This window comes from Enterobacter sp. ECC-019, assembly GCF_043974075.1.
GTDB classification, from domain to species: domain Bacteria; phylum Pseudomonadota; class Gammaproteobacteria; order Enterobacterales; family Enterobacteriaceae; genus Enterobacter; species Enterobacter asburiae_D.
In genome coordinates this window covers 906155-919187 of record NZ_CP143759.1, presented here as the reverse complement: position 1 = coordinate 919187, position 13033 = coordinate 906155, and the positions used below count along the sequence as shown (strand labels likewise).

Annotated in this window: 13 protein-coding genes; 5 read left to right on the top strand and 8 right to left on the bottom strand. The window is 57.4% G+C overall.

The window, feature by feature from the left end; translation table 11 throughout:
* Nucleotides 1-163: 163 nt before the first annotated feature.
* Genes ftsX through ftsY form a run of 3 tightly spaced genes read right to left on the bottom strand, consistent with a single transcriptional unit; the run spans nt 164 to nt 3340 of the window.
* Nucleotides 164-1219, bottom strand: a complete 1056-nt coding sequence (gene ftsX / locus V1566_RS04250; protein WP_023310017.1) for a permease-like cell division protein FtsX — start codon at nt 1217-1219, stop codon at nt 164-166.
* Complete coding sequence (gene ftsE / locus V1566_RS04245) at nt 1212-1877, bottom strand: cell division ATP-binding protein FtsE (RefSeq protein ID WP_025758973.1); 666 nt, start codon at nt 1875-1877, stop codon at nt 1212-1214. Before ftsE ends, ftsX begins: the two co-directional genes overlap by 8 nt.
* Before the next feature lie 2 nt (nt 1878-1879).
* A complete protein-coding gene (gene ftsY / locus V1566_RS04240) occupies nt 1880-3340 on the bottom strand; it encodes a signal recognition particle-docking protein FtsY (RefSeq protein WP_395305155.1) in 1461 nt (486 codons plus the stop codon).
* 127 nt (nt 3341-3467) lie between these two features.
* On the opposite strand from ftsY, the gene rsmD reads away from it, so the two are divergent.
* Both rsmD and V1566_RS04230 read left to right on the top strand, forming a co-directional pair.
* A complete protein-coding gene (gene rsmD, locus V1566_RS04235; RefSeq protein ID WP_395305154.1) occupies nt 3468-4070 on the top strand; it encodes a 16S rRNA (guanine(966)-N(2))-methyltransferase in 603 nt (200 codons plus the stop codon).
* Nucleotides 4054-4335 carry a DUF1145 family protein gene (locus tag V1566_RS04230; protein ID WP_010436509.1) on the top strand — a complete coding sequence of 94 codons (282 nt, stop codon included), beginning with the start codon at nt 4054-4056 and terminating at the stop codon, nt 4333-4335. The genes rsmD and V1566_RS04230 overlap by 17 nt, the downstream gene beginning before the upstream one ends.
* An 82-nt stretch (nt 4336-4417) precedes the next feature.
* On the opposite strand, the gene V1566_RS04225 is transcribed toward V1566_RS04230, so the two are convergent.
* Nucleotides 4418-4777 (bottom strand): DUF2500 domain-containing protein, encoded by a 360-nt coding sequence (locus V1566_RS04225; protein ID WP_395305153.1) that lies wholly within the window; start codon nt 4775-4777, stop codon nt 4418-4420.
* A gap of 129 nt (nt 4778-4906) precedes the next feature.
* On the opposite strand from V1566_RS04225, the gene V1566_RS04220 reads away from it, so the two are divergent.
* From V1566_RS04220 to V1566_RS04210, 3 genes are all read left to right on the top strand, one after another.
* A complete protein-coding gene (locus tag V1566_RS04220) occupies nt 4907-5533 on the top strand; it encodes a lysoplasmalogenase (protein ID WP_024906687.1) in 627 nt (208 codons plus the stop codon).
* 76 nt (nt 5534-5609) lie between these two features.
* Complete coding sequence (gene zntA, locus V1566_RS04215; protein WP_395305152.1) at nt 5610-7781, top strand: Zn(II)/Cd(II)/Pb(II) translocating P-type ATPase ZntA; 2172 nt, start codon at nt 5610-5612, stop codon at nt 7779-7781.
* Between the two features lie 227 nt (nt 7782-8008).
* The gene (locus V1566_RS04210; protein WP_395303481.1) at nt 8009-8995 is read left to right on the top strand and encodes an IS110 family transposase; all 987 of its coding nucleotides are present in this window, start codon (nt 8009-8011) and stop codon (nt 8993-8995) included.
* 62 nt (nt 8996-9057) lie between these two features.
* On the opposite strand, the gene ubiA is transcribed toward V1566_RS04210, so the two are convergent.
* From ubiA to V1566_RS04190, 4 genes are all read right to left on the bottom strand, one after another.
* A complete protein-coding gene (ubiA, locus tag V1566_RS04205; protein WP_395305151.1) occupies nt 9058-9927 on the bottom strand; it encodes a 4-hydroxybenzoate octaprenyltransferase in 870 nt (289 codons plus the stop codon).
* 12 nt (nt 9928-9939) lie between these two features.
* Nucleotides 9940-10437, bottom strand: a complete 498-nt coding sequence (gene ubiC, locus V1566_RS04200) for a chorismate lyase (RefSeq protein ID WP_023334136.1) — start codon at nt 10435-10437, stop codon at nt 9940-9942.
* Nucleotides 10438-10617: 180 nt separating this feature from the next.
* Entirely contained in the window at nt 10618-11571 is a 954-nt protein-coding gene (gene malM, locus V1566_RS04195) for a maltose operon protein MalM (protein ID WP_395305150.1), read from the bottom strand.
* 113 nt (nt 11572-11684) lie between these two features.
* Nucleotides 11685-13022 (bottom strand): maltoporin, encoded by a 1338-nt coding sequence (locus V1566_RS04190; RefSeq protein ID WP_395305149.1) that lies wholly within the window; start codon nt 13020-13022, stop codon nt 11685-11687.
* Between the last annotated feature and the right edge of the window lie 11 nt (nt 13023-13033).

Here is a 13033-nt window from a genome sequence, read left to right as displayed (position 1 = left end):
CTCTTTTATCAGACAGTGATTTTATCCACAAGTTCCAGGTGCAACAGTGAATAAATTACGCACAAAATGTGACATGGAAATGATAACAGGGGGAGCGAAAACAGGGACGCTTTCCCTGCAGAGCGAACATCTCGGTGCAGGGAAAGATTATATCACGCTTTTATTAGTCGGGAGTAAAGTGACGTAAATGTTGAACGGTTGCCAGCCAGGCTGCCACCCACCCAATCATCGAGCAAACCAGCAGCAGCAACAGGCACTCATCGAACCCTAACCCACTGATATCAAACTTCGTTCCGAAAACCTGCGCCACTTCAGTCACGGCAGACGAAAGCCGCATCACCAAAATTTCTGACAATATCAGTGAAAGAAATGCGCCGGAAAAACCGAGCAATGCACCGCCGTAAAGGAACGGCCTGAGGATGAAGCCATCCGTCGCACCAATCAGTTTCTGCACGTTGATGGTATCGCGACGGGCAAAGATGCTCAGGCGTACGCTGTTACCAATGACGAGGAAGACCGCCGCCACCATCAGCACGCCAATCATCGCCGCGACGCGTCCTACCAGCCCGGTCAGGGCAGAGAGACGCGCAAACCAGCTGTCATCCATGCGCACTTCATCAATGCCCTTAATGCGCGTGATGCGATCGCGCAGGGTGTTAAGCGAATCGGTCCCCTGGAAATCCAGCTTCGGGATCACCACCGCCACGGCGGGCAGCGGGTTCTCTTCGAGCATATCCAGCGCGCCGCCAAAGCCAGACCAGTTACGGAACTCGCCCAGCGCGTCTTCACGTGAGAGGTAGTTGACCTTCTCCACGCCCTGCTCGGCCTGGATTTGCCCAACCACCTGCGCCGCGGCGTTATCGTCGAGCGCTTTATCCATATAGACCGTGATCTGCGGGGACGGATAATACTGTGAAGCCGCCTGGTTAACGTTTTTATAGACCATATAGCAGACGCTTGGCAGCGTCAGGGAGATGGCAATCACCATCACCGTCAGGAACGTCGCCAGCGGTTTGCTTTTCAGGTCCTGCAGGGCACCGTGGAACGCGTAGCGCACCTGCTCGTTAAACACGTTGGTTTTACGGGAGGCCGGCTTTGGCGCGGCCTTCTGGCGCTTCGGCGCATTACGATTGCCGTCACCACCGCCCTGCGGCTTACGGAAGCGGTCAAACCGGTTCCCGAACTGCCGAATCTGGTTTATTGCATCACGCTTATTCACCGTGGCCTCCGTGCAAATGCCCGTCGCTCAGGGTCAGCATGCGGTACGAACGACGGGAAATGAGCCCGATGTCGTGCGTCGCCATCAATACCGTGACCCCTACGCGGTTGAATTCCTCAAACAGACGCAAAATCCCTTCGGACAGGGCATCGTCCAGGTTACCGGTTGGTTCATCCGCCAGCAGTACAGCAGGCTTGTTCACCACCGCGCGGGCGATGCCCACGCGCTGCTGCTCACCGCCGGAGAGCTGGATCGGGAAGTTCTTCGCTTTGTCCAGCAGCCCGACCTTATCCAGCGCCGCAGAGACGCGACGGCGGATATCGTCATAGCTGGCGCCGGCAATAATCAGCGGAATGGCCACGTTATCGAAAACGGTGCGATCCATCAGCAGGTGGTGATCCTGGAAAATCATGCCGATCTGACGACGCAGGAACGGCACTTCGCGGTTTTTCAGGCGGCTGATCTCATGGCCGCCGAAAAAGATTTTCCCGGCGCTTGGCCGCTCGATCCCACAGATAAGCTTGAGCAGGGTACTTTTCCCCGCGCCGGAATGGCCGGTCAGGAATGCCATCTCGCCCGGCTGCAGGTGGAATGTCACCCCCTGCAGCGCTTGTCTCCCACCGAGATAGGCCTTGCTGACATGTTCAAAGCGAATCATTGTTAGTCCTCTCGGGCAAATAATGCCTCAATAAAGTCGTCCGCCTTAAACGGACGCAAATCCTCAATACGCTCGCCCACACCGATGTAACGGATAGGAATGCCGAACTGGTCGGCCACGGAGAAGATCACCCCGCCTTTCGCGGTGCCGTCCAGTTTGGTCAGCGCGATCCCCGTCAGTCCTACCGCTTCATTGAACAGCTTCGCCTGGCTGATGGCGTTCTGTCCGGTGCTGGCATCGATAGTCAGCATAATTTCATGCGGTGCGTCTTCGTCCAGCTTCTTCATGACGCGGACGATTTTCTTCAACTCTTCCATCAGGTGCGATTTGTTCTGCAAACGCCCTGCGGTATCGGCAATCAGCACGTCCACGTTGCGCGCCTTCGCCGCCTGGATGGCATCAAAGATCACGGACGCGGAATCCGCGCCGGTATGCTGGGCAATCACCGGAATGTTGTTGCGCTGGCCCCAAACCTGCAGTTGCTCAACCGCTGCCGCACGGAAGGTATCGCCCGCCGCCAGCATCACCGATTTGCCCTGCTGCTCGAACTGACGCGCCAGCTTGCCGATGGTGGTGGTTTTACCCACGCCGTTTACGCCAACCATCAGAATAACAAATGGCGTTTTGCCTTCAATATTAAGCGGTTCGTCAACTTTTGCGAGAATTTCGCCCATCTCGTCTTTCAGCAGACCGTACAGCGCTTCGGCGTCGCGCAGCTGTTTGCGGCTCGCCCCTTCGGTCAGATTGGCGATGATCTTACGGGTGGTTTCCACGCCGACGTCCGCAATCAGCAGCTGTTCTTCCAGTTCTTCAAAGAGATCGTCGTCGATCTTCTTGCCGCGGAACAGACTGATAAATCCGGAACCTAAGTTTTCTTTGGTTTTGAGCAGGCTGCGCTTCAGACGCGCGAAGAAACCTTCTTTGGTCGGTTTTTCCTGCTCCTGAACGATCTCTTCTTCCGGCTGTTCTTCCACCGGCACGACGATGACCGCCTCTTCCGCGGCTTCCGCCGCCAGCGCCTGGGCTTCCAGCTCTTCGTCGGTCAGTTCTGGCTCAAGTGCCGCTTCTTCTTCGACCGCCTCAACGATTTCAACGGTTTCCGCTTCGGCCAGCCACTCTTCGGCAGACACCTCTTCGGCTTTCACCTCTTCCGGCAGCGGCAGCTCTTCGTGCTCGATTACAGCCTGCGGCGCTTCGGCAACGGCGTCGATGACAACCGGCTCTGGCTTCTCGCTCTCCTGAACCTGCTCAGTGACCTCAACCACCTCTTCAGCAAAGGATTCAATCTCTTCTTTGCTGTGCGCCGTTTCTTCCGCTTCGACTACCGCGGTGGTTTCTACAGGCGTTTCAGGCTGTGACTGCTCTTCAACGGCTTGTTGCTCTTCGGTTTTCTGTTCTGTTTCTTGCTCTTTTTCACCGAAGCCCAGCCAGGAAAAGAAGCCACGTTTTTTTTGTTTTGCCATCTGCGACTACACTCCTCGCGGCGCTATATACATGGAAGCTAAAAAAATGATGAAATAGTCTAACACTTTACTTAATTGACATCACCGCCCGCAATCGCAGGCCAATTGTTAACAGAGCTTTCCTGAGATGAAGAAACCCAACCGCGCCCCGGCCGGTCAAATTCGTATTATCGGCGGTCAGTGGCGAGGCCGGAAATTACCGGTGCCGGACAGCCCCGGTTTACGCCCCACTACCGACCGCGTGCGCGAGACGCTGTTTAACTGGCTGGCCCCGTCAATGGTAGACGCCCACTGCCTGGACTGCTTCGCCGGAAGCGGCGCGCTCGGGCTGGAAGCGCTGTCGCGCTATGCTGCCAGCGCCACGCTGCTGGAGATGGAGCGCGGCGTGGCGCAGACGCTGCAGCAAAACCTGGCGACGCTGAAGGCGAGCAACGCCAAAGTCGTGAACACCAACACGCTGAGTTTTCTTGCGCAGAAAGGCACGCCGCATAACGTGGTGTTTGTCGACCCGCCGTTCCGCAAGGGGCTGCTGGAGGAGACGTTATCCCTGCTGGAGCAAAACGGCTGGCTGGCGGATGGCGCACTTATTTACGTTGAAAGCGAAGTGGAAAACGGTTTGCCGCCGGTTCCCACTCACTGGGATCTGCACCGCGAAAAAGTCGCGGGTCAGGTTGCTTATCGTCTGTATCACCGTCAGGCACAAGGAGGATCCGATGCCGGTACTGATTAACCTGGGACGTTTGCTGATGCTGGGCGTCTGGGCGTTCTTGATTCTGAATCTGGTGCACCCGTTCCCGCGCCCGATGAACATTTTCGTTAACGTGGCGCTGATTTTCACGTCGTTTATGCACGCCCTGCAGATGGTGATGCTGAAAAACGGCCTGCCGAAAGACGGCCCGCAGATGACGGGCTGGCAGCAGCTGCGCGTGTTTATTTTCGGGGTGTTTGAACTGCTGGTGTGGATGAAAAAGTTTAAGGCGCAGGTGAAGAAGTAAGGTGCGTTTAGTCGCCCGGTGGCGCTTCGCTTACCGGGCCTACGAAACCCCGTAGGCCGGGCAAACGCAGTGCCACCCGGCATTACCGCTCCGGTTCAAACCCTTCAAACCGCGACCCTTTGTAGCTCAGCGTTCCTTTCTCCCCCACCGTCAGCTGATGATACTGCTGCGCCTCCAGACGGAAGGTCATCTCCAGGCCGCCCGTTTCCGGCTTAAAGCTCGCTTCATAGCGCATGCTGGTTCCTGCAGGCGTCACCTGCTGCTGGCGTGAGCGTTGGTCATTCAGCGGTTTCTCGCGCTTGTTCGTCACCACCACGCGCTTTTGCATCAGCGGCGCGGCATCGTTATCCGCCTTCTCGCGGCGCTGCTGCACGAAACGGAACGAGGCGGCAATGACGATAATCGCCACCACGATAATGAAAAAAAGCGGCATCTTGCTCATTCGACAATCCCATCAGATTTTGCGGAATTCAGGATACCTTGCCTTCCCCGCCATTGCCAAACGCCCGCCCGCGTCACTACACTGGATCAGAAACTGATTATTCAGACTTAACAGATACAGGGAGTTAATATGCTTTGGTCATTTATCGCTGTCTGTTTTTCCGCATGGCTTTATGTCGATGCGTCGTACCGCGGTCCCACCTGGCAGCGCTGGTTGTTTAAACCGGTCACGCTGTTGCTCCTGCTGCTGCTGGCCTGGCAAGCGCCGATGTTTAACGCCGTCAGCTATCTGGTGCTCGCCGGGCTGTGTGCATCCCTGATTGGCGATGCCTTAACTCTGCTGCCGCGCCAGCGCCTGCTGTACGCCGTTGGGGCGTTCTTCCTCTCCCATCTGCTCTATACCATCTACTTTGCCAGCCAGATGACGCTCTCCTTCTTCTGGCCGCTGCCGCTGGTGCTGCTGGTGATTGGCGCGCTGCTGATTGCGGTGATCTGGTCGCGTCTGGAAGAGATGCGTTTGCCGGTCTGTACGTTTATCGCCATGACGCTGGTGATGGTGTGGCTGGCGGGCGAGCTGTGGTTCTTCCGCCCGACCGCTCCGGCGATGTCTGCCTTCTTCGGCGCGGCGCTGTTGCTGATCGGGAATGTCGTCTGGCTGGGTAGCCACTATCGCCGCCGCTTCCGGGCGGATAACGCGATAGCCGCCGCCTGCTACTTTGCCGGGCATTTCCTGATTGTGCGTTCGCTGTATATCTAAATAGCGCTTGACTCTGGAGTCGACTCCAGAGTGTATGCTGCGGTTAATGAGAAAATTATCATTGCCGGAGACTGCCATGTCGACTCCAGAAATACCTAAAAAAGTACCTCAATTCTCGGCACTTAAGCTCAGCCCGGTTCCGTCGAAAGACGACTGCTGCTGCGAAGGCGCGTGCGAAACGCCAACTCAACCCCTTCCTGAAAGCGGCAACCGCTTCAGCTGGGTCGTCAACGGCATGGACTGCGCGGCCTGCGCGCGCAAAGTGGAAAACGCGGTGATGCAGGTACCGGGCGTGAGTCACGTTCAGGTGCTGTTCGCCACCGAAAAGCTGCTGGTTAGCGCCGATAGCGACGTCAGCAAGCAGGTGGAAGCCGCCGTCAGCAAAGCGGGCTATACCCTGCGTAGCGAAACAGCACCCGTTGAAAAAGCCTCCCCCCTGAAAGAAAACCTGCCGCTCATTACCCTCATTATCATGATGGCCCTGAGCTGGGGGCTGGAACAGATTAACCACCCGTTCGGCAATCTGGCGTTTATCGCCACCACGCTGGTCGGGCTGTTCCCGATTGCCCGTCAGGCGCTGCGCCTGATGAAAAGCGGCAGCTGGTTTGCCATCGAAACGCTGATGAGCGTGGCGGCAATCGGCGCGCTGTTCATTGGCGCGACGGCGGAAGCGGCGATGGTGCTGCTGCTGTTCCTGATCGGCGAACGTCTTGAGGGTTGGGCGGCGAGCCGGGCGCGTAAAGGGGTCAGCGCGCTGATGGCGCTGAAGCCGGAAACCGCCACTCGCGTGATAAACGGCACGCGTGAAACGGTCGCCATCACTACGCTGCGCCCGGGCGACGTGATTGAGGTGGCCGCAGGGGGCCGTCTGCCTGCAGACGGCGCGCTGCTTACCGCCACCGCGAGCTTTGATGAAAGCGCCCTGACCGGGGAATCCATTCCGGTAGAGCGTGCCGCAGGTGAAAAAGTGCCTGCCGGTGCCACCAGCGTCGACCGACTGGTGCAGCTCACCGTGCTTTCCGAGCCGGGCGACAGCGCCATCGACCGTATACTGAAGCTGATTGAAGAGGCAGAGGAGCGCCGCGCGCCGGTCGAACGCTTTATCGATCGCTTCAGCCGGATTTATACCCCTGCCATCATGCTGGTTGCCCTGCTGGTCACCGTCGTCCCGCCGCTGTTCTTTGGCGCGCCGTGGGAGGGCTGGATTTATAAAGGGCTGACGCTGCTGCTGATTGGCTGCCCGTGCGCGCTGGTGATCTCCACCCCGGCGGCGATTACCTCCGGGCTGGCGGCTGCGGCACGTCGCGGGGCGCTGATTAAGGGCGGCGCGGCGCTGGAGCAGCTGAGTCAGGTCCAGCATATCGCCTTCGATAAAACCGGCACGCTGACCGTCGGCAAGCCGCAGGTGACCGGCGTTTATCCGCAGGAAATCAGTGAAGATGAGCTGCTTACGCTGGCCGCCGCCGTTGAGCAGGGATCGACCCACCCGCTGGCGCAGGCGATTGTGCGTGAAGCGCAGTCGCGCGGGCTGAACATCCCCCCGGCAACCGCCCAGCGGGCGCTGGTCGGGTCAGGGATTGAGGCCACCGTTGACGGTAAAAAGGTACTGATTGTCGCGGCGGGCAAGTCTTCTCATCCAGAGGTTGAGGCGTTAGAACAGACCGGACAAACCGTCGTGGCCGTCCTGCAGGACGGCGTCGCGAAAGGGATGCTGGCGCTGCGCGATACCCTGCGCGATGACGCAAAAGAAGCCGTGGCGGCGCTGCATCAGCTAGGCGTGCAGGGCGTTATTCTCACCGGTGATAACCCTCGCGCGGCGGCAGCGATTGCGGGTGAGCTGGGGCTGGAGTTTAAAGCCGGATTGTTGCCTGCAGATAAGGTCAGCGCGGTAACGGAGCTGAACGCTCACGCGCCGCTGGCGATGGTCGGTGACGGGATTAACGATGCCCCGGCGATGAAAGCGTCCACCATTGGTATTGCGATGGGCAGCGGCACCGACGTGGCGCTGGAAACGGCTGACGCGGCGCTGACCCACAACCGCCTGACCGGGCTGGCGCAGATGATTAGCCTGGCGCGGGCGACGCGGGCCAATATCCGTCAGAACATCGGCATCGCGCTGGGGCTGAAGGGGATTTTCCTGGTGACCACGCTGCTGGGCATGACCGGGCTGTGGCTGGCGGTGCTGGCGGATACCGGAGCAACGGTGCTGGTGACGGCGAACGCGCTTCGGCTGCTGCGTCGCCGGTAAAAAAGCCGGGTGGCGGCTACGCCTTACCCGGCCTTGTATTATCCTTCCGTGCAGAAAGAACCGGCCAGTTCTTTCTGCCATGCAGTCCACATGCCGTACCCGGCCTTAGGCCACGAGCCTGTGTTGTAGATCCCTGCAGTGGACTGCACCTTCTCCACAAGTGACAAACCGGACAGTATCATGGACCGGTTTTCCCGGTAATCCGCATTCACAAGGTTGGTTTCACTATGGAACAGGAACTTCACTTTATTGGTATCGATGTCTCCAAAGCTAAGCTGGATGTCGATGTGTTGCGACCTGATGGCCGTCACCGCAGCAAAAAATTTACTAACACACCTAAAGGTCACGAGGAGCTGCTCAGCTGGCTCCGCAGCCATAATGTGGCTCAGGCACATATCTGCATGGAAGCGACCAGCACCTATATGGAAGACGCAGCAGCATCCCTCAGCGATGCCGGTTTCACCGTATCCATCATCAACCCGGCTCTTGGTAAAGCCTTTGCGCAGAGTGAAGGCCTGCGCAGTAAAACCGATGCCGTTGATGCCCGTATGCTGGCAGAGTTCTGCCGGCAGAAGCGTCCGGTAGCCTGGGAGGCACCTCATCCGCTGGAGCGCGCGTTGCGGGCGCTGGTGCTGCGTCACCAGTCCCTGACAGACATGCACACGCAGGAGCTGAACCGTCGTGAGACGGCGCGGGAGGTGCAGATGCCGAGCATCGATGCGCACCTTCTGTGGCTGGAAGCGGAGCTGAAGCGGCTGGAGAAACAGATAAAGGACCTGACGGATGATGACCCGGACCTGAAGCACCGGCGAAAACTGCTGGACAGCATACCGGGTATCGGTGAAAAGACATCCGCGGTGCTGCTGGCGTATGTGGGGCTGAAGGACAGGTTCGGTCAGGCGCGGCAGTTCGCGGCTTTCGCAGGACTGACACCGCGGCAGCATGAATCAGGAAGCAGCGTACACAGGGCAAGCAGGATGAGTAAGGCTGGCCATGTCTCGCTTCGCAGGGCGCTGTATATGCCCGCGATGGTGGCGCTGTACAAAACGGAGTGGGGAAAAGCGTTCAGGACGCGTCTGGAAAAGAACGGCAAGGGAGCGAAGCTGATAATCGGAGCGATGATGCGTAAGCTGGCGCAGGTGGCGTATGGCGTCCTGAAATCAGGACGCCCGTTCGATGCCACATTGCATCAGGAAAATGCTTGCGTGGCATAACAGTATCTACAATTCGGCACGACACGTAGGCCCGGTAAGCGTCAGCGCCACCGGGCTATTTTTCAGGAGAAATAGCTCATCGCCAGGCCTAAAAACAGCACCAGACCGACGTAGTTGTTGTTCATAAACGCTTTAAAGCAGGCGTCGCGCTCACGATTAGCAATCAGCTTTTGCTGGTACGCAAACAGCAGTCCCGCCACCAACACGGACCAGTAAAACTCCCAGTTCAGCCCATTCAGGCGACCGATCGCGACCATCAGCGCCAGTACCGCGACCTGCAGGATGCCGATAATCAGCTTGTCCTGACGGCCAAAGAGGATGGCGGTTGATTTGATGCCAATTTTCAGGTCATCGTCGCGGTCTACCATCGCGTATTGCGTGTCATACGCCACAGCCCAGAGTATGTTCGCGAGGAACATCAGCCAGCAGCTAAGCGGTAAGGACTCACTAACTGCCGCAAACGCCATCGGAATCGACCAGCCAAACGCCGCGCCCAGCACCACCTGAGGCAGGTGGGTATAGCGCTTCATAAACGGATACACCCAGGCCAACGCCAGCGCCGCAACGGAAAGCAGAATGGTCATGGTGTTGAGGGTTAACACCAGCAGGAAAGAGAGCAGCACCAGAACAATGAACAGCACGCGGGCTTCTTTCCCGGTGACCTGTCCGCTGGGTAACGGGCGACCGGCAGTACGCTTAACATGGCCGTCGAATTTACGATCGGCATAGTCATTCACCACGCAGCCCGCCGCGCGCATCAGCCAGACGCCGGCAACGAATACGCCCAGGATCCACAGCGGCGGCACGCCCGGCGTGGCGAGCCACAGCGCCCATAGGGTCGGCCACAGCAACAGTAACGCGCCAATCGGTTTATCGGTACGCATTAAGCGGTGATACGCCAACAGCTTATTCTGCGTCAGGCTCCACTCCATTTTTTCTTCCTCTTAGTACAACGGTGATGCCGGTAAAAAAAGCTCCGTCAGAATTAACGGCTTACCGCTCAGGCGCAGGCGGGAACGACGCCCCCAGAGTTCGGCATCACGACCAATCTCAATAAAATCTCGGGTAAGCTCAGACGAGGTGAAAAGGTAACGCCCCAGCGGCGTTTTCCCCAGACGTTGCAGCGCCAGTTCTGGCCCGGAAAGGGTGGACTCGGGCACCACCGTCCGCCCGGCAAGCCATGGCTCACCGTCAGCACAGAGTAAAATTTCGCGCAGCCAGTAACGAGGCTCCTGCGGCAGCAGCGGCAGCTCGCTGGCGATCTCATCGCCAGAAACAAACCCTTCCTGAATCAGGGTCACCGTGACCGTTTTACCCTGCTGCTCAAAACGTTTCGTCATGGAATCTTCCAGCAGCAACCAGTCCAGTTGCTGCGGATCAAGCGCAGGTATTTGGTCGAAATAGCGCAGCGCACGCAGTTGCGTTAGCGCAGGGTGTGACATGCCAGACTCTCCGATACATAACGTAATGGCATTGTATCGCAGAAACACGGATTGAGGGGGGCCAAACGTTATTTAACGATCACGATCGCAACATGGGCGCAACAGCCTGGCGGATACGAAAAAAAGTGCGCCCACTCAGGCGCACCAAACTACTAACAAATCAGCACTGTGGGGAAACGGTTACCCCTTGCCTTTTACACTGCTGATAAAGGTGGAACGGGCAGTGGTTGAACCTAAACGTTCGGCTTCATCAAGCAGTTTCAGCGCTTTATCGACATCGCCGCGCTTCACCGCCTGCTTAATGGCGTTGTTGAAGTACTCTTCGGTGTCGTTCAGAACCGGCTCAGCTTTCTTCGACGGGGCAGGCGCTGCGGTCGCCACCGGCGCGGCTGCCGTGGCAGCTGGCGCGGTATAGGCAGGAGCAGCAGTGTTACCTACAGTGACAGGGCCGTTACCGGAGGAGCCAAACAGCGGGCCGACCAGGACGCTGGAACCGCTGTTCGTTTTCACCTTCAGCTTTAACGTTCCGTCGGTGACGTGACGAGCAATCGGGTCTGGAATATCAGGAATCGCGTTACCGGTGCCTTTTGCGTAGGCTTTAGCCGGATCGAGCAACGTGGTGGTCTTCTGAAGATCCTGCTCAGTGGTAAAGACCAGCACGTAGAGTTTTTGCTGGCCGAGCGCAGGCGTAAGGCGCATGACGCCTTCCAGACGATCGGCGCTCATCACGCCGGGTTCCTGATACGTAAAGTATTCACTTGGGAAAAAGGCAGATGGCGTCATGTTCTGATCGAGAATCAGCACGTTTGGTGCAAATACGCTCGTCTGCTTGTTGACTTCACTGGTCAAAGTAATGGCCAGTTCACCGATATTGGCGGGTACGCTATACGCAGCGACCGGACCGGTAATACCCGGAACATTAAGTGACTGACCGGCCGTTGAGAGTTGGGTGGTCTGGGTTTTAGACTGATCGACAGGCGTCCAGACAAGCTGTTGCAGTGCCGCTGCCGGAATGGCTGGCGCAGATGTTGTGTTTTGTGGAACGAAGTTGACGTTAGCGAGCGTTACAGCAGGTGCGCTTGCCAGCAGCCCTGCGGATAAACAAAGGGCAAGGAGAGTTTTGTTCATTTTCATTGTTATCACCTCAAAATGCACAGGTTCAGCGGTAGCCAGGCAATAGCGCGCCGTTCCAAGGATTGAGGGGCTTGCGCCCCTCAGTTTGGTCATTACGTCAGATTAAGACGGGATTACCACCAGATTTCCATCTGGGCGCCGAAGGACCACTCGTCGTTGTCGCCGCGGCTGAAGCTTTTCGCAGTGGTATCGCTATAGGCCATGCCTGGGGTGTAACCCGCAACGGAGTTTTTACCTGAAGGCGCATAACCCCATTTCTCATCCCACTTCGCATAGGTTGCAAATACGCGGATTGCCGGACGTGACCAGATGCTGTCGCCAGCCTGCCACTGTTGTGCCAGGGTGATTTTATACTGGTTGTTGGTTTCGCCAGTTTCCTGAGATTTGACGTTGTCGTAGCCCACTTCAAGCAGAGTGCTCATGATAGGCGTCCATTTGTACATAGGACGAACCCCTACGGTCCACCATTTCGTACCGTTGTTGTTATCCCAGTTGATATCCTGGTACATACCGACATACATCAGATCCCAGCTATCGCCCAGGGAGATAGCACCGTGGTCAAGTACGCGCCACAGGTGACCGTTGTTGTTGATGCCGTAGTTGATATCGTCAGAGGTGCCAATGTTCGAACCTTGCGACAGACCTTTACCCTGAGAGGTCATAGAATCAGTTGCATATTGCAGAACGAATTTGTTGTAGCCTTTCAGCATGCTCTGCGTGTGTTCAGCGGTGAACATCCAGCCATCTTTAGATGCGCCGTCGATCAGGTGATAATCATCACGTGGGTTTGCACGGCCGTAATCAGCCCCCAGCTCCAGGGTACCGCCTGGGTTAATTTCCATCTGGGCTAAACGCACGTCAAAGACATCGTTCGCCGTGCGGGTGGTGTAGTCATAAACGCTGTTGCTGGCGAAGGAAGAAGAACCGCCGGCTTCAGAAGAACGGGTTGCAGCCAGAGAGAGCTTACCGAAACCGACGTCGATGTTTTCCAGACCCGCACCAGGACCTGAAATATCCCAGTAGTAGAAGTCGATCATGTGGACGTCGTGACGCTGATAGAAGCGCTTACCGGCCCAGATGGTGGAACCAGGCAGCCATTCAATCAGGTTTTTACCCTGCACGTTAGCTTCACGGAACGCGGGGTCAGTGGCTTCCCAGTCGTTCTGCTGCGCTACGGAGTACGCTACGTTGGTGTCGAAGTAGAAGCTCTTGTCACCTTCTTTCCACACTTCCTGGCCCAGTTTCAGTTCCGCATAGGTTTCACATTCGTTACCAAGACGGTATTTACTTTGAGCACCGGTTGCCTGGAAGCACTGTTGTTCGCCGCCACTACCCGTCCAGCCGATACCGGAACGAGCATAACCATGGAAATCCACGGCCAGTGCCTGAGCAGACATTACGCCCGCTGCGACGGCAACTGCCAGAGGAAGTTTGCGCAGAGTAATCATCATTCTATCTCCTG